Consider the following 24,823-nt stretch of genomic DNA (forward strand, 5'->3'; position numbering starts at 1 on the left):
AGTTGTTTTGTTTTATAAGGTTTTTTTGAATCGTTAAGTAATTTACGCACCGAATTCACGTGCTTTTTTTGAAGTTTTCTGGGGGTTCCACGGATCTTTGTAAGAATCGTAGAAGAAAAGTTCGTCGAAATAGGCAATGGTTCTTACGATGCGCATGAAGTATCCCATATATAAAGGATAAAGCGGAACGTAAATGATCTTTGATAAATATTTCTTTTTATTTTTCACTATTACCAGGCAAACGATAAACTGCATAAAATAGAGCAGCAAATATACTAAATATTTAAGAGGCAGCCAAAAAAGTAAGAATTCAGGATTTTCAATTATTATTCTTAGCATATAAATCATCCAGGTGATATCCAGTACTAATCCAAAAAAAACATTTTCAAAAAAAGCGAAAAAGTTAGACCATCTGAAATTCTTGTTAGGAATCCATATATCATAGTGTTTTCGTAACCTGAACCGCACCAGCGAGCGAGACCAGCGCAACCTCTGTCTGGCAAGTTTGCTCCATGCTACCGGAACATGGGTATTGCATATTGCATTCTGCTCAAAATGAATATTATAGCCTATTTTCCTGATCTTCACCGTAAGATCACCATCCAGACCCGGACCTACATCCCAGCCACCAACTCTTTCCAGTACTTTTCTAGGGAAAACACCAAATGCTCCTGAAATAATCTTGTAAATTCCTAAGCTGGAAAGAACAATTCTTGAGATACTGATCGACTGCTGATATTCCAGATATTGCATGGTAGAGGTAAGGGAATCTTCATCGTTTCTCACCATAAGGTTTCCGCCGACACCGCCAACATTTTTGTAAACATAAAAGGGGAGGAGGGATTTTTCGATAGCATCAGTGTCAAGGGAGGAGTCTGCATCAATATGTACGATGAACTTCCCTTTAGAATATTTCAGTCCGAGATTGGCAGCCGAAGCTTTTCCGCCCCGAATTTCGGACCGGAGGAATTTTGTGATGAACCCTTTTTTCTCAAAAGATCTTCCGATAATTCCGGTATTATCCGTAGAGCCATCATCAACAACGATAATTTCAATATTCTTATACGTCTGCTTCTGCATGGAAACCACCATTTTATGAAGATGTCTTCCTTCATTATGGCCGGGAACAAGAACCGTAACCAAAGGATATTCCCTCATCATTCTTGTATGTGCTCGTTCCCATCTGTCTTTACTTAAAAAACGATTTCTGAAGGTAACAAAAAGCACGATGACCTCCAGGATAAGAAACCTTGGAATATCTATGATGAAAACATACCAGCCCCAGTTCAGGATAGTAGACCAGTTTGAATACCTTATATTAGAAAAAATAATTTCCCAGAAACTTTCCACTGATAATTCGTTAATTGAGCATTTCGCTGATGGCTTTTTGAGTAAGCTCGTAATTGTAGATCTTCTCCAGATTCAGTTCAGAAGGGGTCTGTTCTGTTTTGCAATTGATGCAATGTACGCCTATGAGAGGTTTTTGAAATTCGTGTTTACATAGGTCGTTCAGGCAGTAGAATACTTTTCCCGGTTTATCATAATCAACACCGAGATTTTTAAGTTCCATACTGCATTTCGGGCATATCATTTTTTCTCCCTGCCAGAAGCTCTGTTCTGTTGCTACATAAGCGCATCTGAAGTGATGGATCAGCACCCTTACCTGAAGGTTGTGCTGCTTGCATTTAGGACATTCCTCCCTATAATTCAGAAAGCCGGAATAGCATTTTTTACAGATATGCGAAGTATCAACATAATTCCTTCGAAGAAAGTCATTTTTGTAAGCACTGTTCAGAAGAGCCCTGCCGTTTGCATAGGATTCGGTAGTACCATCATAATATGCTTCTATTCTTGGGTAAGAATATCCGCTGAGGGAGCCTGAGCTTTCGTAAAATTCAATGTCTTTATTTCTTGAATAATAATACATCAATGTTCTTTTCAGTAAATCATCTTCAGAAAAAGAAATTGAAGGATTAAGATTTTTAACGAAATTTAAAATAAATCGTATATAGGGTATTTTGTTTTGTATATCCAGTTCTTTGATATAACCGTCACAAAGCTGTTTAAGATTATAATTTTTATATTCTTTGTAAACTTTTTTTAAGTCTTTCTGCAGGAAAACAGGCTTTAGAAAAACTTTCGGATCCGGATGTCTGATCAGTGAAACTAGGAATTTCCTTACATTCCGGGCTTTATCGTTGTTAATAATCCAGATGTCTGCATTGTCTGCATCTGGAATTTCATTTCTGTCAATACAGTCATCCAGCAATTGTGCGCTGATCCCATTTTCGAGGTTCAGTATTTTGTCAGGCATAGATTATGTAAATTTTAGTTTTCTTACTTTTACCGGAATATTACTGACCTTTACTTCTTCCCAGGATTTTCCGTCTATCGGTACAATATCAATTACAACGCCGTATTTATTGTCATTCAAGGTTTTATTAAGAAGAGTATTGTCTTTAATCTCTGAAATAGAGTAAATTTTCTTTACCTGTCCCGTAAGCGTTTTGTTAAATCCGTAAGGCAGTTTTATGGCTACCCGGTCGCCTTCTTTAAATTCATCCAGATCGCTTATATCAATATATGCCTGTACAAACTGTCTTTTGTGGACAATTGATGTAATAATGTCTGATTTATAGGCAACCTGCCCGTCTGAAATTCTGAAACGGTCGGTATTACCATTTACCGGTGAGATATAATAATTGTTAATAGTGGACGTTCTGTTTTCTTCTCTTGCCAGATTGTTTCTCTGGTTATTAATCTGGAACATCTTTGCAATTTCATCATTCAGTGCTACAATATCGGCATTTACCGAAGCGAGCTCATAGGTAAGATCGTCAATAGACCGGTCTACGTTGGCAAGTTCGTTTGGCGTAATCTGGTTAATATATACCAGTTTTTCTTTCCTTTTTTTCTCGCTTTGCCAGAAAGCCACTCTTTTTCTCAGGTCGGCTGCAAGGCTTTTCTTTTTTGAGATCTGGGCGTTGATTGATGCAATATTATTATCAAAAGACGTATTGGCTACGAGATTTTTCAGGGAATCCTGAATGCTGTTTTTACGAAGATTGGTATCATAAAATTCATAGCTGAACAAGGTATCCCCTTTTTTTACCGCAGAGCCTTCCTTTACCGTATAGTTAAGGATTCGTATATCGCTGGTAAATTTCACATCAAATTGCTGCTGCTTGAGAAATCCGTCTGCATAATCAAATATCCATGAAGAAATGATCCATTTGAGTACAGAAAAAACGATTAACAATAAAATGCCAAAGTAAATCCAACGGTCCCATCTTCTTTTTTTTACAGGTTTTTCGTAAGATTCTTCTGTTATTTTATCGTCATTAAAATTGATTTCCATTAATTATGGCTTAAAATTATTCATTTGTGATAGATCGTAATATCCTATTTTTGTAACGCCTGCTGCCTGTACATACGTTTCTGCATCCAGAAGATCACTGAATACCTGGAAATCATTAATCCGGAATACCCAGACATACAGGTCAGGACCCAGAATATTTCTTATTACCGCAGTTTTATTTAATTTTTTATCAAGAGTAAGAACATCATAAGCCATAATATAGGTCATAATGCTGTTGTTATACAAAGCAGTGGCTACTTCTGCCGGGAGCTGCATCGGAACGCTTACTCCCAAATCCATATTGTTCTGTGTACACCAGGTCTTTGAGCTGGTAAAAAGGTTAATAAGCCTTTGTGCATAAAGGTCTACATTGGTTTTATAATCATCAAAAGTGTGAGGTTCAATATCGAGATGTACCCCGGCAAATCCCATGTTTTTCGCATCCTGCAAAGCGATCTGGAGATCATTAAAACCATCATCTGTTTTAGCATAAGAATTTTCACCGATAAGGCGGTAAACCTGGATGTTGTTTTGTGCAGCCAGCGCCATGAAATCTGAAACTTTTACCAGGTCTGTCACTTTGCCAATCGACAGGAAAACCCTGTTGATGTGCCAGTGATTCATCAGGTTGATAATGTAGGCATTGGAATAGTTTGTAAAAAAGCTGCTCCAGATATAGGTTTCATTTCCCGCGTTATCGCTATTGGTAAGTTTCTGCAGGTTTTCGGCTGTATCATCTGTTCCTGATAGCATTCTGTAATCAAGGTATTTTTCATACAGGTCTGATTTTTTATCACAAATCTGTATTTGATTATTTAATAGTTTTTCTGCGGTAGCAAGATATGCTGCAGGACTGAAAGTATTGCTTTTTTCGTTGGTGGAATTCACTTTAAGTTCTGCTTCAAGGTATTGTACCTCACTTTCCAGGACTTCTATTTCAGATTTTGCAAGATAATAATCTCTGTATATTTCACTGAGCCTGTTGCGATACAGCAGCTGCAGATCCTGGATAGAATTTTCTTTCAGCTTCATCTCATTTTCACTTTCAAGATCATTTTTACTTCTGCTTACTGGCAGATTGATAGTAGCACCAACACTGGCAAAATTCCGGTCTCTTGATAATGCAGAATAATAATTGTAGCGCAATTTAAATCTGAGATCAGGCTGCTTGTCTCTTTTGCGTTTCATGTCCAGGATTTCTTTCTCCATTTTTAGAGCGACTTCCTTGTCTTTTACCAGAGCACTGAAATTAATATTTTCAACCGGTATCAGGTCCGGAATTTCTGAATTGATAATTTCGTTGTTAAAATTTTGATTATCAGAAGTTTTTGAAAGGCTTTCAAGTGATTTTCTTTCTATGGAAATTTTATCCAGCCTGTATTTCGACTGTGCAGCTTCTGCATCATTTTTTAATCCGATTTTATTTTGTTTAGCAGTAAAATCGTTTTGAATTTTCAGAAGTTTTTCATAATCAGATAAAAGTTTTATTTTTTTTGCATCGAAGGCAGCTCTTACCTGGTCCAGATTCTCTTTATGATTGAGTTCTTTTTTATATTTCTGTTTTTCTAAAACATTCATATTTCTCATTTTCTCATTGAGAGCGTTCTGCATTTTCTGGTTTTTAAGGCTTCCTTCTCCTAAGGCAAGCCAGTCCAGACCCGAAGATACTCTTGCGCGGTAAAAAATATTATCATCATCACCAAATCCCGGACTGAAGTTATAGCTCATATCCGAAACCCAATTCAGATGTGGCGTATTTTTAAATTTTATGTTTTTGGAATCAATTGCAGGTTCAGTTTTATTCAGAGAAATATCTGATACTGAGAAATCAACATGATTTGTTTCAGCAGTTTTATTTTCTGCCAGAAGATTTGTCATGATTTCTTTGGCAGTGGTGTAAATCTCTTTGTACTCTTCTGCAAGAACGCTTAGGGATTTTGAATTTATACTTAATGTTGATTTGTTTTGAGCATTAAAAAAAATGAAGAAATTCGTTAGTAGTAGAATTTGCAAGAATTTTCGCATATAATGAAATAAATTTTTTGCAAATTTAATTATTTTTATTCAATTTATTTTAATAAAGATGTTTTGTTAAATATTTTTTAATAATCGGCATAATAGATTAAATCTGTGATCAGTTGGTATAAGATCATTTTTTTGTTACAAATTTTTATTATGCGTTCAGAACTTCTTTGGTTTCAAGAATTTTATTGATCATTTGATTTTATGGAAAAATTTATTGATCAGCCTTAAATTATTTATTACAATTTCAGCCTCGCCCTGTAATTCGTTCTTTAGGTTATAATTTTTGTTGTTTAACCCATTCAATTTTTCAGAAAAAACTACCTCAGCATAATAATTTTTATTAGAATCTGAAATTATTTTGTTGACTGTTCCTTCTGTGACTTCATATTTATTGTAATGGTTATTTTTTAACCGGATGATAACTTTTTGACCTTGTTTTATTTTATAAATTTCAGATGATGGAACAGCAATTCTGCCGATTAAATTTTCTCTTTTTTCTGATGAAACGGAAATTTGCTGATTATTTTTAATTAAATCTTTTCCGGTTTTTGCATTGTTGGTGTGTAATATTTCAGTCTGATCTTGTACGGTAATTTTAATAGGGCCCTTTACGGATTCCGGGTATTTGATGAGGTAACAGGTCATTAAAACGAGCAATAAAAGAATGAGAAAAACAGTATTTCCCCAACGGATCGTCCAGTGAGGAGGTGTAGTAAGTATTTTCTGTACACTTTCTGAGCGTAGTCTTAAATTGTTTATTATTTTTTTTCTAGTTTCCAAGTTCCAATTGATTTTTTACAAGTCTAAAATATTCACCTCGTACAGCTACTAATTCAGCATGGCTGCCTTCTTCTACTACTTTGCCTTTATCCAGAACTATAATTTTATCAGCATTCTTTACCGTAGAAAGGCGGTGTGCAATTATGATTGCTGTTTTTCCTTCAAAAAATTGCTCAAGATTTTGCATAATAATCTTTTCATTATTGGCATCTAAAGCGGAAGTGGCTTCATCAAAGAAAATATATTCGGGAGATTTGTAAACGGCTCGTGCAATGAAAAGTCTTTGTCGCTGTCCGCCGCTTATTCCTATTCCTTCATTTCCTATCGGGGTATTGTAGTTGAGGGGTAATTCTTCAATAAAATCTTTTATATTGGCTATGTCTACCGCTTTTTGCAATTTCTGTTGGTCTATTTCATTTTCTCCCACGGCAATGTTTTCTGCAATCGTATCATTAAATACATACCCATCCTGCATAACCACACCGCAGTGATCTCTCCAGAACCTTGGTGAAATATTTTTAAGATTGGTGTCGTTGATTTTAATTTCTCCGGTGTTTGGTTCATAAAATTTCATGATAAGTTTGAGAAGGGTAGTTTTGCCGCTTCCACTGGTTCCAACAATTGCCGTTGTTTTTTGATAGGGAATCACCAGGTTTAAGTTTTCAAACACATATTGCTTCGAGCCCGTATATCGAAAAGAGATGTCTTTAATTTCAATATCCATATTGGGAATCTCGGTTGTATATTGTTGTTTTATATCTTCTTCGTCTTCTTTTTCATGGATTTCGCCCAATCGTTCCAGTGAAATTTTGGCATCCTGACTTTGTTTAATAAAATCAATGAGTTGTAATAGCGGGCTATTCAGCTGCCCGATAATATATTGTACCGAGAGCATCATTCCTAGCGTAAGGCTTCCATCCATTACCAATTTCGCAGATAAGAAAGTCACAAAAATATCTTTCATTTGATTAATGAAATTTCCTCCGACAGATTGCCATTGTTCTACTGATAGCGATTCTATTCTTAGTTCAAAAAGTTGTGCCTGCAAACGCTCCCAATCCCAGCGCTTTTTCTCTTCGGCATTGTGCATTTTTATTTCCTGCATTCCATTAATCAGTTCAATTACTTTGCTCTGTTCGCGCGAACTCTGGGAAAACGTTTTATAATCCAGTATCTTTCTTTTATTAAGGAAAAAGGTAATCCAGATAATATACAAAATTGCTCCTATGAGATATACTATAAAAATCCTGTAATCGTAATAAAGGAGAACGATGCTGAAAATTAAAAGATTAATTAGCGAAAATAGAGTGTTAAGAGAAGAAACGGTTAAAAGCTGTTCAATTCTATGATGGTCACCGATTCTCTGCATAATATCACCCGTCATTCTTGTATCAAAGAAGCTGATGGGTAGTCTCATTAATTTAATAAAGAAGTCGGAAATTATAGAAATATTGATTTTAGTTGAAAGATGAAGCAGTATCCAGCTTCGGACAATCTCTATTCCCATTTTGCCTAAAAAAAGCATGATCTGGGCAAGCAGGACAACATATATGAAGTTTAGATCCCGATTTTGTATTCCTACATCTACGATACTCTGGGTAAGAAACGGAAAAATAAGAGAAAGTAAACTTCCTGCGAGAAGCCCAATAGCTAATTGCCCTACCAGCGACTTGTATTCGTATAAGTAATGGGCTAAAAATCGGAGGCTAGCCATGTTTTCCTTTTTATCAAACTGGCTTTCTGAAAATTCAGGTGTGGTTTCTAAAAATAAAGCGACTCCCTCGGTTGTATTTTCGTTTGCACTTTCACCAATCCATTGTTTAATAAATTCTTCCTGATGGTATTGAATGATACCAAATCCCGGATCAGAGATGTGGAAATAATAAGTTTCATTTTTTTTTTCAATTTTGTATAAAACTACAAAGTGATTTTTGTTCCAGTGAAGAATACAGGGTAGAGGAGGATCATCCACAAGCATATTGCAGTTGATTTTTACCGCCATCGTACTGAACCCAATACTCTTTGCAGCTTCATCCAGACCCTTGAGGCTGCTTCCTTCCCGAGTTGTTTCTGAAAGGTTTCGTATTTGTGCTATAGAAAGAGTTTTTCCAAAGTATTTGGCTATGATCCGCAGGCAGGTGGGGCCACAGTCTTTGGCGTCCGGCTGTCTGTAGAAGGGAAAGGCAGTATTTAGCATTCTTTATAAACTGCTTTTTGAGTTATTTAAATATTTATTAATGAAATTTACCAGAAGGTTGTTATTGCTGATTTTCTTTTCTGTTTTTATTAATTGAAGTAATTCATGGCTTTTTTTCTCTATTTCGCTCTTGCCGTTATTGGTCGTAAAAATTTCTATGAATTTTATATAGTACGATATCATGGGATATGCATAATTATACTCTCCGGTTTTTGACGTAATAAATTTTTTTGCCTGGATTATATTTTCCTTTGATTTTCTATAATCACCCGCTTCAAAAAAATACAAGGCTCTGTTAAAATAAATTTTATAATAATCTTCATGTTCAGGCAAGCACTTTGACAATGCTTCATCTGTGATTAAGAGCGCTTTTTTAATATCACCGCTTTTATAGTACAGGTCCGCTATATAAACATATTCATTAGGAGATACGGTATATACTGAATCTGTTATTTTTTCTAATAGGCGATATTTTAATTGCAGATTTTTTAATATGTCATATTTATTATCTGAGATGAAATTACTTTCCAGATTGCTTATCAGCCACGGATCAAAGGCAAAATTTATTGAGTTGTAAAGTGATAACGGAATGATTGTATTATGATTTGCAGTAGGGAAATAATCATATTTCATTTTAATTGTAGAGCTCTTGAGATCATTTATTTTTTCTTTGTATTTTATAGTTGCGCTTTTGAAAGAATTTTCATATTGCCCCAAACCTCCATGCGATAAATATAAACTTACATCTTGTTGCGGAATATTTATATCATTTATAGTTTCAGAAGGAGAAAATGCAATATAAACCTGGAACAGCTTACTGAAATTCGGATTGTTTAAAATGTTTAAAACAAATGATGCTGAGTTGGAATGTCCAAGTATTATGTGATAATCTGCTGCATTGAATTTATTTAAATGTACAATTGTTTTTTGCAGTATTTCGGCCAAATCATTTGCTCCTGCTCCAAAATAGGAATCGGCTCTTTCATAGATCTCCACTCTTACAAATAGTACTTCCGGGATCTCTTTACCAAAATTCTGCAAATAATTGATGTTTGATTTTACAATATCAACAATATTCTTTTCCTGAGAGTCTAAAATGAAAAAGACCGGATATTTTTTATTTTTATCTGCCGCATTTGTAGTGATCGGGATATCCGCAATTACTTTAACATTTTTGTTATTAACTATTGTATCATGCAATACAGAAGTGTTTTGGGAATATATGGTTTGAGACATTATAATAGTAATAATAAATAGACTTTTAATAAAAAAACTTCTCATTGATACTGTAATATATTAATAATTATGTTTAATTGTGACCTGCTTTCTGATATTTTTTAGAATATAAAATGCCCTACCATATAATTGTTAAATAACATTATAAGAAATTAATGACAGAAATAAATGTAAAAGTCTTAACATGATCGTACTGAAAGACGATGAACAAATAAAATCCAAAGTTTATCTGAAACAGCGCTTTATCATTAATTGCAATCTTAAATATGTTGATCCAGCTCTAAATCATCATTTTTTGGAATAATGAATAGCTTTATTAATTTCAATAGGATTGTTCTCTCTTAATAATGTTTCGCGGATTTGTTTTTCGTATGTCTTTAGCTGGTCTTTGCTTGTAATTTGTGTACCTCTGTAAAAATACTGTGCATTTGGATCTTTATCAAATTGTGTCATAAAATCTTTTAAAGGATCGTTATACTGTTCCAGTTTTTTCTGCTGAATTATTTTATCACTCACTTCTAAAGGTTTACTACCGCCATAGCTTTCTATAAAACCTGTTGTGTCATAAGTTTGTTCCAATATCTTCGACTGTACCATATTATATCTGAACTGTTTTTTTGAATCATAAATTTCAAATATCAGCCCGGGTAATCCACGGAACTTATAAGGACCTTCATTGTAAGGAATATCTTTGCAAAACCAGGCAGTCCAAAATCTTCCTCCAAAATTTGTGGTTGCCTTCTGTAGTAAGTATTTATCAGCCATTTTTGTTTCATTGCTTAATTTCCATTTCATAGAATCATCTGTCTGGTACACAAAAAGATCATCTATATTTTCAAAATTTTTATTTTTAAAAGAATTACGGTCTCTTGTGATGATATTTTGGAAACCCCAGGTACGGTATCGGTAATTATGGTTCGCCTTATTTATAGAATCCATTCTGAGAAATTTATATTCATAAAACTTAACATCAGTAGGATTGATATCTAAGACCATATTTGTTTTTACATACTCTGCAGAAGTAGAGTCCAGCTTGAATTGTAGCTCGTAAATAAAACGGTGTGTTTGTGCGGAAGAGAAAAAACCGCTCATTAATAGAATAAGAAAAATGTGTTTTAGCATAATGTGAGATGGTTTAATTTTGTATTACTTGAGTAAATGAATGTTGCTACCTTCAGATAATCATTAAAAATAGGCAAGAAACCTGTTGATCTCTTTTATATTATCAATATCATGTCCGTTAAAAAATTCCGGATTTTTTTGTGTTAATTTATTTAATTTTCCAAGTTGTTTTTTTGCCTGATCTATTAAATTGGTTTTTATACATATCCTTACATGCATGTACAGCAGCTTCCAGTTGTATAATTCAGATTCAATAAAAAGTAATTTTGATGGAAAAGGGTTTTTACAATGATATAATTTCAGGGATTTTTTAGAATATTGGTAAGCAAGATCAAAATTTTCATTATCAAAATGATGAGAAATGATCTTATATAAAGGCTCCGCCCTTTGCGGATCAATAGAGGAGGCTTTTTTATATTCTTCCAGCACAATATCCGGGGTTTTATTTAATAAATGTGAAATGTGGGCAATAATATATTGGGAATAAAATACTTCCTCACTATACCCTTCATTTGTATAGGCCATTCTTTCTTTATAGATCTGTAAAGCATTATTTAATTTACCCATACGTTCTTCCTGATCATGCGCATAAAGAGCGGCGCTGTAATAGCTCTGAGCCAGATAAAAAAGCCACCTCGGCCTATCTTTTACATCCTCCTTCTGCAAATGGGTCTTTAAAATGTTTGCATGACTTAAATATTTTTCTGTCAAATTACTTTGCCAGGAGTTGCCGTCATTATAGACATGGATTTTAAAATTCTCGCTTATTTCTGAAGTGAAGGCTTTTTCACACTTTAAATATTCATGAACCGGACCGTACCAAAAAAAAGGAGTTTCTAATTTTAGAAACGTTAATCTTGAGAAAACATCACCGTTCAGATAAACTTTGGAAAGGTATGCATCATGACTGAGCTCTTCCTTTTTAAAATTTTTATGTGTGGCAACTTCATCACAGTCAAGCCAATAGCCGTAAGTTTCTTTACTGCTCCAGCCTAAGCTTCGGATAACTTCCCTTAATTTATGTAAAGCAAAATTCCTGCAGCTGTCAAAGCAATCAAAAGCTTTATAGAAGATAAATACCTGTATTTTATTTTTTTTTGCCCAGTTTTCAATCAATTGTACCGTATGGTCCGTAGAACCAGTATCAACACAAACGACAAGATCAGCCAAATGCAAATTACTATCAAGCATTCTCTCTATAACATGTTCTTCATTTTTAAAAATAAAATTAAGTGCCAATTTATTCATTACTCTCTCCATACATTATTATAAGGATCATATGTACATTTCAGAGGCTTATCATTATAAAGTTGGTTTTCGTCTAAAAAACCTCTGCAGTCACTGCAAATATTTCTGTATTCACAGTCTTTACAAACGTTTATCTGATTTTTATTTACATTCCATATTTTTGTAAATGACTCTTTGATGACAATTTCAGATAGCCTGTTTTGCTGTACGTTGCCGAAAGAGGTTGCAAGGGTTGGGCAGTTTTTAATATTGCCGTTTGTATCAACACCAATTTTCTTATATAAACATGAATTGTATTTTATAGACTCATTAAACATTTTAAAATTTGTAGTAAAATATTCCGTTGAGATCTTACCGCAGTGTGTTTCATCTTTAATTTCCTGCATTATAAAAACAACATTACCCATATATGAAAAATATTTGGCATTGATAATCTCTATCTTATTAAAGGGTGTTGAATGAATAAAAATGCTTTTAATTCTTAAGTTTTGTTTTGTTAGTTCCAGTAAAAAATCAATACTATATGATTCGTCATATTTTATAATGAAATCTAAAGAAGTAATTCTTGATTTGCTGAGAAGGGTAATAATTTTAAATATCTCCGATTTTGATGGAGAATGGAAAAACCTGAACTGACAATTTTTACAGCCAAGCAATTCTAAGTCTGAAAAGATTTCTTCTATAAATTGTAAATTCTGAGATCTGCTGTCAAAATCTATAATTGCACTTTCAATAATCGAAGGACTTTCCATAAAATCCTCCAACGGCGGAAAATTATCCGCTGACTCGGAGAAAAATATTAAATCATTTTCATATAAAAAATCCAGGTATTCGATGATAATCTCACCGTCGTCTTTAAAATCATTAAAAAGGTTTTCTAATTTTTGATTATTATAATTTAATAAAATATCATGTAAAGAATTTGGAATATGATACCATTCTTCTCTTTGGGTATCAACTATTACGGATCTGTTTACCCCTTTTGTCATAAGACACAAGGAATATAATTGTAAAAATTTGTCTTTTAAAATTATATAATCCATTATCTGTCTTTAAGGTTTATGTCTTCATTTAATTTTTTTAAATCTATAATTTTACTTATAGGTCGGTTAGCGCCACCTTCGGGTACGCAATAAGTGCTGTTATAATCATCAATTGTAAAAGCTTCTTGTCTTTTCTTGTCTATATTGAGTTTAATCTTCGTTAAATACCGGTAGATATATGGTAGTTTTGTCATTTTGCAATTAGTTAGATAAATATTCTGCTATTTTGGATTCTAAATTATATGAACATGATTGGGATACCCATCCAAATTGACCAACCGGATTTACTTCTAAAAAATAATATTTTCCCATGGTATAGATGAAGTCCAATGAGCCGCAATTCAAGTTGATTTTATTCATGAACGAAATTATTTTTTGCTCAATGTCGGCCGGTAATTTATACCGGACAGTCCTGTTGGGCTTTTCAAAATTATATTTTCTGAAATCAGTCTGGGTTTTAGTATCTTTCTGACTAAAAATTGCCATGCTGTAGCAAACGCCATGTAAATAAAAAATCCTGATTTCATACTGCTTTTCAATTTTATCCTGAAATAAACTGGGGTAAAATTGATTCGTATCATTGATGTCATCTTCAGGAACATCTTCGGTAAAATACATGTATCGGTGTTTTTCATCCTGGGCATGAAGAATGTCCTGAATACTCTTTGTTATGATTTTATTCTTTTTAACATTTTTAAAATTTGTTAAAATTTTAGTTTCAGGAATCAGAAGACCACATTCACTTGCCAAGCTAAGTTGTTTTAATTTATTAATATGCGCAGTAGACTGGCGGCCAATGATCTTTTCACTGTTATTTTCTATAAACCAATGTATATATTCGTGCAATTCACGGGATTCTTCAAATAAATGTTCACGGGATTTAAGAGAGATTTTTTCACTTTTAAAAAGATCATAAATATTTTGCATTTCGGGCAGAGGAAACATGGGAATACCACCTCTACGATACCAACATGAGTAAATGTCATTTAAATCTAATGGCTCTCTGCCTTCAAAATAAAGAATAAATTTTGCCACTTTTCCATTTTCAAAATGCAGGCATACATCAACGAGCTTATCAGAATCTATATTTATTCTGTAAAATTTTTTTTTATAGGATAATAAGTAATCAATCACTCTATTGGTGGAAATGTCAGACTTTTGACTTAGTATTAAAATAGTTTTTTTCAATTTTGAATCAAGTTTATAATTACAAATAAAAAGCCTTAAATATAATTTATTACAATAAACTAAATATTTAAGGCTGAATGATTTAAATGTTATTTTCCTGATTTAACAATACTGAATCCAGGATCAAAGCCAATACTGGTCCCTGGGTTTGGATCTTTTTCACAGTCAGGACAAGCACTATCTGTATCGAATGTACTTTCATTTGTTGTAGAACTTGATGTGCTCGTGTTACCAGCTAAACCACCTTTAATTAATTCAGTTATTTCCAAAGTGTTTTTAGAGTACTTACCGAATTTTTCATTTTTTAAACTTTGAAGTTTCATAGTGTTGAATTTAATATTTTGAATGATTTTTTTAGCTTCCTTTAACTGCTATTTTTAATTTAAACTGCGTGCACTCAATTGTCATTGAAAAATTGTTTAAAGCGAAACTATTTCAAATATATTAAAATTAAATGTAAAAAAAGTCAATTATTAGTGATTTTTTTTATTTAAATCGTCTTTTTAATTAGGATTATCGCAAAGTAATTTCTGCATGTGAATCTTTGAAATTGCTGTAATCATGCATGTTTAAGGTGATTATTACTTTGTTGTTTTTACGGATATTATTATCACGAAATATGGAAATAAATTGAATTAATTCAAAAAATAAAGAAATAATTAAGACTTTTCTCGACTATGAAAAAGAGTGTTTTCAAAAAAATGTTCTGATAAAGGTTGAAAACGGTAAAGAAAACAAATTAAAAAAAATGATAAAATTCGAAATTCATATATATCTTTTGAAAAGCAGAAAATACAGCTTATAAGTTAAAAAGTGAATTTAATAAATTTGATATCGGAACTGTATCGGAAAAAGTTTAATATTTTTTTTTGCTAACTTTTTTTACAGGATTCACACCAATAGTCTCGTCAATAAAGTAAATTATCATTTTATTAAATATAAATAGTTTAATATTCTTTACCTTTAACTATAAATGGTTTGTGTTTACTCTTACAGATACAAACTATAAATAAAACAAAAAACAATGCCGATAAATAAATTACCTCCTGATGGAGGCATAATTTACACAGAAACCAATATGGCTCATCTTTTTCCCGAGCCATTAAATGCCGTTACTTCCGTATTCTTTTTAGCAATAGCTGTTTTTTGGACAATTAAGATCGGTAGGGATTTTAAAACATATCCTTTTTTAGCCTATTGCTTGATTTTATTGTACATTGGAGCTTTAGGCGGAACTATTTACCACTCATTCAGGCAATGGCCGGTATTTATTTTAATGGATTGGATGCCCATTATGTTCCTTTGCACATCTGCCGGATTTTATTTTCTGGCTAAAAGTACCCGATGGTATTATGCGGTTTTAATGGTCATGGGATATTTATTGCTGATGTTTGGCTTAAGAAACTGGTTTTTTACAGATAACCCTTTTCTTTTTATCAATCTAAATTATGCGATGATGGCTTCCCTGGTGCTTTTTTCGGTAGTAAAGTATTTGATGTATACTCATTGGAGAGCCGGTAAATGGGTAGGTTTTGCTCTCTTGTCTTTTGTTTTGGCGCTTATATTTCGTATAGCTGATCAATGGGGGTGGTTTTCATTTGGAACGCATTTTTTATGGCATACTTTCGGAGCGATCGCAACATTCTGCATGCTCAATTATATCTATATTAATCAGGATAAAATCCATAAAACATAATTTGAGATATAGAAAAATAAAAGATTAAAATGAAATAACTGAATGCACAAACAATTTAAAAATTCTGATAAAAGGTTTAATGATATGCTCTTATACTATTGTTGATGGCTAATTAATCTTGCTTTCCGGAAATAAACTATGAATAATATTATAAAACTATTATCTGAAAATAGTTAAAAATAAATGGCGCCAACTTAGTTGGCGCCATTTGGCTTATGTACCCAGGACCGTAGTAACCATTAAATTTATCTTCATTTGAATAAATCTTTAAAAGCCCTTAAAATGGAAGTTTTTACTTGTTTTAATTAAAATAAATATAACTGAATTAAATATAATATAACATAAATTCGGGAGTAAATCGGAAAAATTAATTATCTTTATATATACCTAAAATAGGCATTTTATGGCAAATATAGAATTTGGAGTGTACAGTAAAAAAGTTCCAATAAATTTGAATATACGATTTTATCATAATAAAATTGATATTAACGCAAAAACCAACATCTTTGTTTTTGATACGGATTTTAAATATAAAAAAATCGCAAAAGGCAAAAAGAGCACACGAAGTATTGATGTAGTTAACGATTCAATAAAAGAAAAGACTGAAAAATTAAAAAGATGTGTTTATGACAAATTTATAGAGGATTTTCCAAAAGGTAACATTATTAATTCCATTTGGCTTATCAAAATTATCAATGAGTTTCATGAAAGACCAGAGGGAGATACTGATCCGAAGTATTTTTTTGCTCCTTTTATTGAAAGCCATATTGAAACATTGAAAACTAGAATTAATCCTAAAACAGGCAAATTATTAGATCCTAAAACCATTACAAGATACTATTATACATTAGGTAAAATAAGAGAATTTGAAGAAGTTAAAGAGATGAGATTAAGAACAATCGACATCAATTTACAATTTCACAATGATTTCCTTTTTTATTACAAAGAGGAATGTATTTACAGTAATACTACTATTGATAAATTTTTAAGCCATATTCGTTTTTTTATACGAGAAGCAGAAGAAAAAGGATATAAAATTAATAGAGAAGCACTAAGTGATAAATTCACAATTAAAAAAGATGAAACAATTGATACCTATTTGAATGAAAAGGAAATTGATCTTATCTTTAATTATGATCTTTCAGAAAATGACAGATTAGATAAAGTTAGAGACTTATTTATTGCAGGTTTATGGACAGGTTTAAGAATTTCAGATTTAAAACGGATCAATAGTTTTGATATTTCTAATAATAGAATTAAAATTATTGAAACAGAAAAAACCAATAGCTTCATTGAAATACCTATTCATCCACAACTTAAATCCATTTTGGAAAAGAGGGAAGGGATTCTGCCTGAAATTAGTGATCAAAGATTTAATGAATACGTAAAAGAACTTTGCGAACTTGTTGGCATAAATGAAGTGATTTTAGGAAGTTTAAGAAACCCAGAAACTAATAGAAAAGAAAAAGGCTATTATACAAAATTTAAACTTATAGCTTCTCATACATGCAGAAGGTCATTTGTTTCTAATCATTATGGTAAATTAGATGATAAAACTATAATGGCGATTACTACTCATAAATCACACAGCCAATTTTTAGATTATGTAAAAACATCTAAAAGAGAACATGCAGAAAAATTAGAAAAATATTGGGAAGAAAAAGAAAAATCAAAAAAGAACCCAAAAAAGGAATAATTTTTTGGCATGGTATTTGAAAACACTAAAAGTAGTTATTATTTAATTTTAGTTACAGATGAGTGACTAATCAAATAATATTAGCGTAGTTGTTCTTTAAAAGAAATTATCACAATTTATTTTATTAAAAATAGAAAAGACCATTATCATGAAGATAAATAGAATAATGGCGAAAATCGAAAAAGTACTCAGAGTATGAGAGCGTGGGATGCACACATTATAACGCAATTTTTCGGAAAATGCAGGGATTATTATTTCTTTAATGGAAAAAATTGAAAGGTCTGCAATATGCAGTCGTGGGATACACACTTAAAACGTAATTTCAGAGATAGTAGAGGCAATTATGTATTTTTAGTAAAAATTAATAGAAAATTTGAAAGTACCTAGATAATAGGGACGTGGGATGCACACATTATAACGCAATTTCAGACCGCAAAGGGATAACTATGCAAAAAAATTGAATTACTATCGTTATTGATAGAAAGGAGAGCACACCAGAAAAACGTGTAATTCAGAAATAGCAGTGATAATTATGTCTAATCATAACAATATAAAGACTTAACTTTTTAAAGTTAGGTCTTTTTTTATGTCCAAAAATCAATGGGAAACCTCAAAAAAGGTTTCCTTTTTTTATGCCTGTATATCAGGTGATAAAATGAATTAATAATTAAAAAATATAAATTTATGAACAGTAGTAACAACAGTAATAACACATTGTTATTTCAAATTACAAAAGAAGAACTAATGCAGGATTTTGAACAGGTACTTCGTAAAGTGGTTAATCAAATCCAAGTTGAAATAAAATCACAGAATGAAAAACAAACATACACTCGCAAAGAAACTGCCGAACTATTAGATGTTACTGTAGAAACACTTCATTATTGGAAGAAAAAGGGAATTTTAATGCCTTCTGCAAAAGTAGGTAAAAGAGTGTACTATTCTAAAGACACAGTATTATCAAGGCTGAAAGGGGAATAGGAGTGCGCATAAAAAACATCTTTTATTATTATACCGCATAAAAACTTAACTTTTTTTCATTCCCGATAATTACGAGGCTGATGAAAGCAAAATCTTTTTACTACTACATTGCACAACTCTGCGTACATATACCGTAAAAGCCTCGTAAACGCCCAAAAAATCAACTAAAACAATTCGTATAACAAAAATCCCTGAATGCATTGCAAAAAAGCCATGTACAGCCCTTGCTATGCCTTTTTTTTAAACAATATTATTATGCAAGAATATTATGTACTTGTACCAAAAAGCCTGAATCTGGAACAAAGGCTGTCTAAATTTCCACCTGATTTTGAACTAAGCCGAGATTATTGCCATTATTTTATTTCTGAATTGATTAAAGAATCATGCAATAAAGACACTGAAGAATATGGCAGCTTTGAATCAGTAATAAATCATTTCATCCCACGATGCGCAGGAATTAATCAAACTATTTACAGAAATTCTAAACAGAATATAAATTATCTTTATCAGAATTTCGGGGGTGAGGGGCGGATGCTTTGGAAACGCAATTATAAATCTGGTAGTTGTTATGCTTATCACTTACCAAAATATTATTGGGGGGATGGTAAGTTAGAAATGTATTGCATCAGTGAAAAAACTTTTGCTCGTAAAGTCAAAAAAAATAATGCGCCTACGATTGACAATACCGTACGAAAACGCTTTGATTTTACGCGTGGTTACTTTGATGTGACCCGCTTTGAATTAGACGCAGAATCAGCCTTAAATGAGCTTTATTCGGATTACGTGCAGACAGGAGACTATAATAAGTATCTCTTGAATGCTCAAAGAATTATAGATTTTAAAAATGGATGTTTTAACTTCTATCATAAACCCGAAACGGACGGTAGATTGCATACCGCAATCACTTCATTTTCTAAGTTATGCAGAAAGTATTTAAAATATGATGGTGAAAATCTGGCGGAAGTCGATTTGTCGTCCTCAATTCCATTCTTTCTATCCTATATTCTCTCCATCCCTACTACCTGTGGGGAGACTAAGGCGGGGATACTATGCGCACAGCTGTGCAGTCAGGATATATTATATCATTATATGATAGTAGAATCTTTGGTAAAGCCTTCTGACAGGGAGATAGCAAATTTCAGGGAACTTGTGTTAAATAACCAGCTTTATGAGTACTTTACAGATAGTTTTATGAACCTGCCAAACTTTGAATCAAGTTTTGAAATTATGTTTGAAAGACCATTTGACGGTGATGAAGACGACCTAAGAAAATATACTAAAAAGAAATTCTTAGCTATGCTTTTTGCGCATCCTAAATATTATATGCAGGAACAAGCCGTATTTTACAATCATTTTCCTAAGATATATGAACTTACTAAAAAGTTTAAACGAGTGAAATTTGAGGGGTGTGTGACATTTGAAAGACATAAAAGACTTTCATATTTGCTGTTTCAATTAGAATCTCATTTTATGGTTCACACGATTGCTCGTGAAATAAACAATACATTTAAACGCAAAATCCCTTTTTTTACACTACATGATTGTTTGGTAGTTAAAGAATCTGATTTGGAACAAGTTTACGAACTCATGCATGAAATATTTATACGTGAAATTGGTTATCCTCCGAACATGACTACAAAAATTTGGAAATAGAAAAGAACATTATCCATTTTAAACAATAATAGATAACTTATCAACATAAATGTTAACTTTATATAATATTATAAATTTAATCTTAATGACTCAACAAATAACATACAAAGCATTTATCGGAAAGAAAAAATTATTTTCAAACTTATTGGAAGCGTTAGACTTAATTGAAGTTAAAAGTTGGATAGCAAAAATTGATTTCGCTCCTGACTTTAGGATTTTAGAATATGATAGACATACAGATAAAGAATATTACTTCACAAATAAACTAAAATTTGATAATGATCATAATTTCGTAATTGATTGTAAATTTTCAGACCAATTTGTTTTTTCCTATGATCGTTTTAATGATATAGAGGAAAATGAAGACTTCCTATTCACTGATAAAGATGATATTGAATATTCTGTAAATGAGTTGGATTCACTTCGATCTGATTTACTTGAAGACTATAAATTTGATACAGAATTTGACGGCTTCAAACTTAACAATTTAAAGGACAAATATATAAATAATACCAAGAAAGAAATTCATTATGAAGGAGGGGTATTCGGATCTCCTTACCATATTGTCCCTGATTTTTGGGAATTATTTTCAATGATAAATGTTACCGCTATTAAAAAGAATCATATAGAATTTTATAAAGATCTGTTAGGAGAAAGTTACGTTCTAAAATTGGAAGGCAATTACAAATTGTCATTTTTTTTACTCTATTCTGCATTAGAAAGTTTTGTGAATTTAAAGTTACAAAATGAAAGGGGGAGATTATTTGACAAAATTAATGAGTTATTCAAGATTGAAACTGACACTGAAGATTTAAATAATAATGAAATATATAGTTCAGTATTGTCTAGCTTTAATATTATAACAGATCAGAGAAATACAATAGTGCATGGGAAGAATACAATTACTATTTCTGAAAATAATCTAAACAAATTTTTTATTTCTGTTTTAACATATATGGTTTCAATCCAGTTCAAGTGTAAAACATTTGAAGAAATTTTACAAAAAATATAATCTCTATAACTATTCACAATAATGTTAAGAAGAATATTTGATATTTTCATTCAGGCAAGTGATCAGTTTGTAGAGAATGAACGAGATTTAATTTTGAGTACGGTAAGTGAACGTTGTCTTTGTGGCTCTTTTATGCTAATATTGAGAAGAATTTTAGATAATACAGAGTTTAATAACTATTTTACTGATATCGAATACAATCGAAATGAAGGAAGGGTCAAAACAATAATTAATGATGAATTTGAAACATTAAATATCACTTGTGATTTGATAATACATAGTAGAGGAAATATTATCAATCAGGATAATTTGTTAGCAATTGAAATGAAAAGAGATTATCATCCACTTGATGAAAAAATAAAAGATAAAAAAAGATTGAAGGCTCTTACACAACCAATTTCTGAAGTTACTGAAATGTCAAATGGAGGATTTCCTATCAATGTATGTGGATATATTCTTGGTGTTTACTACGAAATTAGTGTTCCACAAAGAGAAATTTTCATAGAATATTATGTCAATGGAAATGTTTTAAATAATTATAGAAAACGGATTTAAATATACTTGAATGAACAGACTTGAAAGAGAAAAATTCATAGCTTACATAGGTCAAACATATAATAATATTCAAATTTGGGGTCAATATGAAAGAATGGTTGATTTCATTTTTGATGAGTTTCCAAAAACAAATACAAGATTTGAAACAATAGCTCAACCACTCCTTTCAACAATTTCTCATGCATTAGAACTTGCCCTAAAAGAAAACTTGAAATTTCTACATTCGTATATTGACTCTAAACAACTCACAAAATTTGATGAATGGACACATTTGATAAAAAGCCACGATTTAAAATCTCTTGCAGAGGAATACAAAATAGCATTTAATAGGCTGCATAAACAGGTTAATGCTGATAAGGAAGATAAAAATGAATTCAGTAAATATTTCAAGAAATTGGAAGAATTGATTTCCATTTTAGAAAGAAATACTGAAACCTATCGGTATGCCGAAAAAATTGACAATGACGGAAGTATTGTCAAACCCAGTATTAAATCAGGTAAAATAGTAGATTTTCTAAAAATTAAAGAGCTTTTTGATGAACTAAAAAATCTCTTTATAGGTATGCCCAATGTAATGGCAACCTATACTGATTACATTGATTTTAAGATCAATAATCCTGATTATAAAAAAGGTAAGGGCAGACTTTATTTACAAAAATTATTTTATACAGAAGATTTTCTTGAGAATGTGAAAGCAATATTATCAGAAACATTTGCTAAAGTATCAGACAATTTGTGGATTGATTCTAAAACAGGGAATAATTATGAAATACAAATATGGGATAATCACATTTACATAATATTGATATAATTAAATTTTTATTTGAAGATTTTCAAATCACTTTATCTTATAATATTAACCCTAATGATTATATGAATATCCGACAATTAAAAGAAACCATTTATCATGAATTTGGACACGTAATTGTATATATCATTTCAAACAAATTTGAAGATATATTTTTGAGTAAAATTGATAGATTTTTGATAGGATATAAAAATGCAGTCTGTCCAAAAGAGAACCTTTATTATTATATATTAGGTGAAACAAATCAACACATTACCGAAAGTTCAAAGAATATTAAGCGATCAATTTCATGGATAATCCTTCAAATGTCAGGTTGTATTTTTGAAAGTCATTATGAAAAGAGAGATTTCAAAAATTATTTCTGTAACCAAAGATCTTGTTCAGGACAAAAGGATTTTGACAATCTATATTATTTTAGACATAAATCATCTTTCAAAATAGAAGACCATGATATTGTCAGAATTAGAGAAAATTATATTTTTCTTTTAAATAAGCATGACATTTTCAATAAAACCGAAAAATATTTGGATCATTTTTTAGAGATTTTTGATAACAATGCTTATCTTAATTTTGATAAAGATGATATAGAAACGTTAATTGATGAAATGGAATCATTTATAATAAATGAAGAATTGATACATGATTATCATTCCATGATTAGTATGGAAGCAAAAAATTATACGCAAAATATCATCTAAACATTTCAAAATTCTCTTTCAAATATTTATCGAATCGTGGCTTTGGATGTTCGGATTGATTGCGTGTATTTTTACCATTAAACCAAATTGATCTTTTGCCAACATTCTTTCCATTTTTATTCTGTTTTGCCTCTGTAATAAATTCTTCAGATGACAATATCCACATTTTGTCTAAACGATGAGAATAAAATATAAAATAATAATTATCACGATGTTCATGAGTAATTGCTGCAAAAAGAGCGGCATCACCAAATGTAACATCTTTTGAGCGGGCTTTTATTTGAACCTCTACAAATGTTCCATTTTGTTTACGAATTACAGCATCTATAGCATTGTCATCAATTAATGGAATATAAACATCAAGCCCTTGTTCTAACATTCTGCTTATAACAAAATATTCCATCCGTTTTCCGAAACCTGCATTATGACGAAATGTTTTATTCATTTAAATATTTTGAAATAATTATCTACTAAGTCTTTTATCTTCATACTTTAACCGTTCAGTTTTCAAAGATACCAACCAATCCAAATACATTTCCTCTGGCATACTGCGATAGCCAATTTTGTGAATATGGGTATATTCCTTATTCATCTGATCAAACAATTCTTTAGCCTTCGGATTGCTTAATGTAGTCTGAATATCTTTTGTGTTCTGCTCTTTCATCATTTTTTGAAACTGTTTTGTATGGGTTTCTGCTTGTAATAACAAGGCATTGGGCAAATAAGGATAAATTTGGATCGCTCTTTCTGCACATTTTAATGCAAAACTACCATCATTCTCTGGATAACTTCTATTGTATACATTTGCCAAATCTACCAATAGCAACGCAAGACTTTCCTTGTTATTCAGGGCTTTCATAAACACGCCATTTTTAATGGCATCCAAATGAATGAACCCTGAAGCTGACAACCATGCATCAATTGGAAAAATACCACTTGTAAGCTCTGTATTGTACCAACCGATAGATTTAATGTTATGTTTGATATAAATGTGGTTTGGTGCTAATGCAAGGTTTGCATCTACTCCAATTTCTTCTGCTAAAATCTTGTACAGATATGGCATAGAGTTACAGTTGCCTTTTTGGGTGTCTAATAATTTTGATACAAATAGATTTGACAGTTCTTTGTGCCCGAACACATCCTCAAAATCGTAGGTAAAGGGCTTGTATTTTACAGTATCATTTTTTACAATTACAGATGTTGTTTGGCACATTACCGTATAAACAGCAGCATATTTGCTTACTTTTGTCTGATCTTTTTCTGTATAGTTGAGCTTTCTGTTATCAACAAGCTGACTACAGAAATTAGCCAAAAATCTGATCTTACGATTTAATTCTTCTGTATTTAATTTCCCCTGATAATAAGCATTTTCTACACTGAAAACAGCATTTTTAAAGCTATACTGCTCTTTGTCATTGAGCATATTGTCAATGGTTTGGTAGGCATCATCATAAAATTGATTAGATTGTGCTTTTGTGAATAAGCAACAGGCAAACAATATAACCAAATATATTTTTCTCATATTTAAAG

At 31.6% G+C, this 24,823-nt stretch carries 23 protein-coding genes; 8 read left to right on the forward strand and 15 right to left on the reverse strand.

Annotation, left to right across the window (positions count from 1 at the left end; translation table 11 throughout):
* Positions 1-42: 42 nt before the first annotated feature.
* The 13 genes from U9K52_RS01075 to U9K52_RS01135 form a co-directional block, all read right to left on the reverse strand.
* Positions 43-1,350 (reverse strand): glycosyltransferase family 2 protein, encoded by a 1,308-nt coding sequence (locus U9K52_RS01075; RefSeq protein WP_263603789.1) that lies wholly within the window; start codon positions 1,348-1,350, stop codon positions 43-45.
* A 10-nt stretch (positions 1,351-1,360) separates the two neighbouring features.
* A complete protein-coding gene (locus tag U9K52_RS01080; protein WP_248391879.1) occupies positions 1,361-2,314 on the reverse strand; it encodes a hypothetical protein in 954 nt (317 codons plus the stop codon).
* A 3-nt stretch (positions 2,315-2,317) separates the two neighbouring features.
* Entirely contained in the window at positions 2,318-3,358 is a 1,041-nt protein-coding gene (locus U9K52_RS01085; RefSeq protein ID WP_248391886.1) for an HlyD family secretion protein, read from the reverse strand.
* 3 nt (positions 3,359-3,361) lie between these two features.
* A complete protein-coding gene (locus U9K52_RS01090) occupies positions 3,362-5,371 on the reverse strand; it encodes a TolC family protein (protein ID WP_322924588.1) in 2,010 nt (669 codons plus the stop codon).
* 201 nt (positions 5,372-5,572) lie between these two features.
* Complete coding sequence (locus tag U9K52_RS01095) at positions 5,573-6,163, reverse strand: HlyD family efflux transporter periplasmic adaptor subunit (protein ID WP_322924590.1); 591 nt, start codon at positions 6,161-6,163, stop codon at positions 5,573-5,575.
* Positions 6,153-8,360 carry a peptidase domain-containing ABC transporter gene (locus tag U9K52_RS01100; protein WP_263603786.1) on the reverse strand — a complete coding sequence of 736 codons (2,208 nt, stop codon included), beginning with the start codon at positions 8,358-8,360 and terminating at the stop codon, positions 6,153-6,155. The genes U9K52_RS01095 and U9K52_RS01100 overlap by 11 nt, the downstream gene beginning before the upstream one ends.
* 3 nt (positions 8,361-8,363) lie before the next feature.
* Positions 8,364-9,596 (reverse strand): hypothetical protein, encoded by a 1,233-nt coding sequence (locus tag U9K52_RS01105; RefSeq protein ID WP_322924594.1) that lies wholly within the window; start codon positions 9,594-9,596, stop codon positions 8,364-8,366.
* Between the two features lie 288 nt (positions 9,597-9,884).
* On the reverse strand, positions 9,885-10,718 hold the full coding sequence (locus U9K52_RS01110) for a GLPGLI family protein (RefSeq protein WP_322924596.1): 834 nt from the start codon (positions 10,716-10,718) through the stop codon (positions 9,885-9,887).
* A 63-nt stretch (positions 10,719-10,781) separates the two neighbouring features.
* Entirely contained in the window at positions 10,782-11,978 is a 1,197-nt protein-coding gene (locus U9K52_RS01115) for a glycosyltransferase (protein ID WP_322924599.1), read from the reverse strand.
* Entirely contained in the window at positions 11,966-12,955 is a 990-nt protein-coding gene (gwsS, locus tag U9K52_RS01120; RefSeq protein ID WP_322924601.1) for a grasp-with-spasm system SPASM domain peptide maturase, read from the reverse strand. Before gwsS ends, U9K52_RS01115 begins: the two co-directional genes overlap by 13 nt.
* A gap of 53 nt (positions 12,956-13,008) precedes the next feature.
* Entirely contained in the window at positions 13,009-13,203 is a 195-nt protein-coding gene (locus U9K52_RS01125; RefSeq protein ID WP_322924603.1) for a hypothetical protein, read from the reverse strand.
* A gap of 7 nt (positions 13,204-13,210) precedes the next feature.
* Positions 13,211-14,197 carry a grasp-with-spasm system ATP-grasp peptide maturase gene (gene gwsG / locus U9K52_RS01130; RefSeq protein ID WP_263603781.1) on the reverse strand — a complete coding sequence of 329 codons (987 nt, stop codon included), beginning with the start codon at positions 14,195-14,197 and terminating at the stop codon, positions 13,211-13,213.
* Between the two features lie 89 nt (positions 14,198-14,286).
* Positions 14,287-14,520: a hypothetical protein gene (locus U9K52_RS01135; protein ID WP_263603780.1), complete on the reverse strand. Its 234-nt coding sequence runs from the start codon at positions 14,518-14,520 to the stop codon at positions 14,287-14,289.
* A 701-nt stretch (positions 14,521-15,221) separates the two neighbouring features.
* Here U9K52_RS01135 and U9K52_RS01140 point away from each other — a divergent pair.
* The 8 genes from U9K52_RS01140 to U9K52_RS01175 all read left to right on the forward strand — a co-directional run bounded on the left by U9K52_RS01140 (position 15,222) and on the right by U9K52_RS01175 (position 23,293).
* Positions 15,222-15,893, forward strand: a complete 672-nt coding sequence (locus U9K52_RS01140; protein WP_322924606.1) for a hypothetical protein — start codon at positions 15,222-15,224, stop codon at positions 15,891-15,893.
* A 403-nt stretch (positions 15,894-16,296) separates the two neighbouring features.
* Positions 16,297-17,589, forward strand: coding sequence for a phage integrase SAM-like domain-containing protein (locus tag U9K52_RS01145; RefSeq protein WP_322924607.1), 1,293 nt, complete (start codon positions 16,297-16,299; stop codon positions 17,587-17,589).
* 684 nt (positions 17,590-18,273) lie between these two features.
* Positions 18,274-18,567 carry a MerR family transcriptional regulator gene (locus U9K52_RS01150; protein ID WP_322924609.1) on the forward strand — a complete coding sequence of 98 codons (294 nt, stop codon included), beginning with the start codon at positions 18,274-18,276 and terminating at the stop codon, positions 18,565-18,567.
* 195 nt (positions 18,568-18,762) lie between these two features.
* Positions 18,763-20,220 carry a hypothetical protein gene (locus tag U9K52_RS01155; RefSeq protein WP_322924611.1) on the forward strand — a complete coding sequence of 486 codons (1,458 nt, stop codon included), beginning with the start codon at positions 18,763-18,765 and terminating at the stop codon, positions 20,218-20,220.
* A gap of 85 nt (positions 20,221-20,305) precedes the next feature.
* Positions 20,306-21,232 (forward strand): hypothetical protein, encoded by a 927-nt coding sequence (locus U9K52_RS01160; RefSeq protein WP_322924613.1) that lies wholly within the window; start codon positions 20,306-20,308, stop codon positions 21,230-21,232.
* A gap of 21 nt (positions 21,233-21,253) precedes the next feature.
* Entirely contained in the window at positions 21,254-21,787 is a 534-nt protein-coding gene (locus U9K52_RS01165; protein ID WP_322924614.1) for a hypothetical protein, read from the forward strand.
* A gap of 10 nt (positions 21,788-21,797) precedes the next feature.
* A complete protein-coding gene (locus U9K52_RS01170) occupies positions 21,798-22,598 on the forward strand; it encodes a hypothetical protein (protein ID WP_322924616.1) in 801 nt (266 codons plus the stop codon).
* Between the two features lie 62 nt (positions 22,599-22,660).
* Positions 22,661-23,293 carry a hypothetical protein gene (locus U9K52_RS01175; RefSeq protein WP_322924617.1) on the forward strand — a complete coding sequence of 211 codons (633 nt, stop codon included), beginning with the start codon at positions 22,661-22,663 and terminating at the stop codon, positions 23,291-23,293.
* Here the strand turns inward: U9K52_RS01175 and U9K52_RS01180 are convergent.
* Positions 23,286-23,738: a group I intron-associated PD-(D/E)XK endonuclease gene (locus U9K52_RS01180; RefSeq protein WP_322924619.1), complete on the reverse strand. Its 453-nt coding sequence runs from the start codon at positions 23,736-23,738 to the stop codon at positions 23,286-23,288. The two genes, U9K52_RS01175 and U9K52_RS01180, sit on opposite strands and share 8 nt — an antisense overlap.
* Before the next feature lie 18 nt (positions 23,739-23,756).
* Positions 23,757-24,815 (reverse strand): hypothetical protein, encoded by a 1,059-nt coding sequence (locus U9K52_RS01185; RefSeq protein WP_322924621.1) that lies wholly within the window; start codon positions 24,813-24,815, stop codon positions 23,757-23,759.
* Positions 24,816-24,823 lie beyond the last annotated feature (8 nt).

The sequence above is a fragment of the Chryseobacterium sp. MHB01 genome, assembly GCF_034651565.1.
In the GTDB taxonomy this organism is placed as follows: Bacteria; Bacteroidota; Bacteroidia; order Flavobacteriales; family Weeksellaceae; genus Chryseobacterium; species Chryseobacterium nepalense.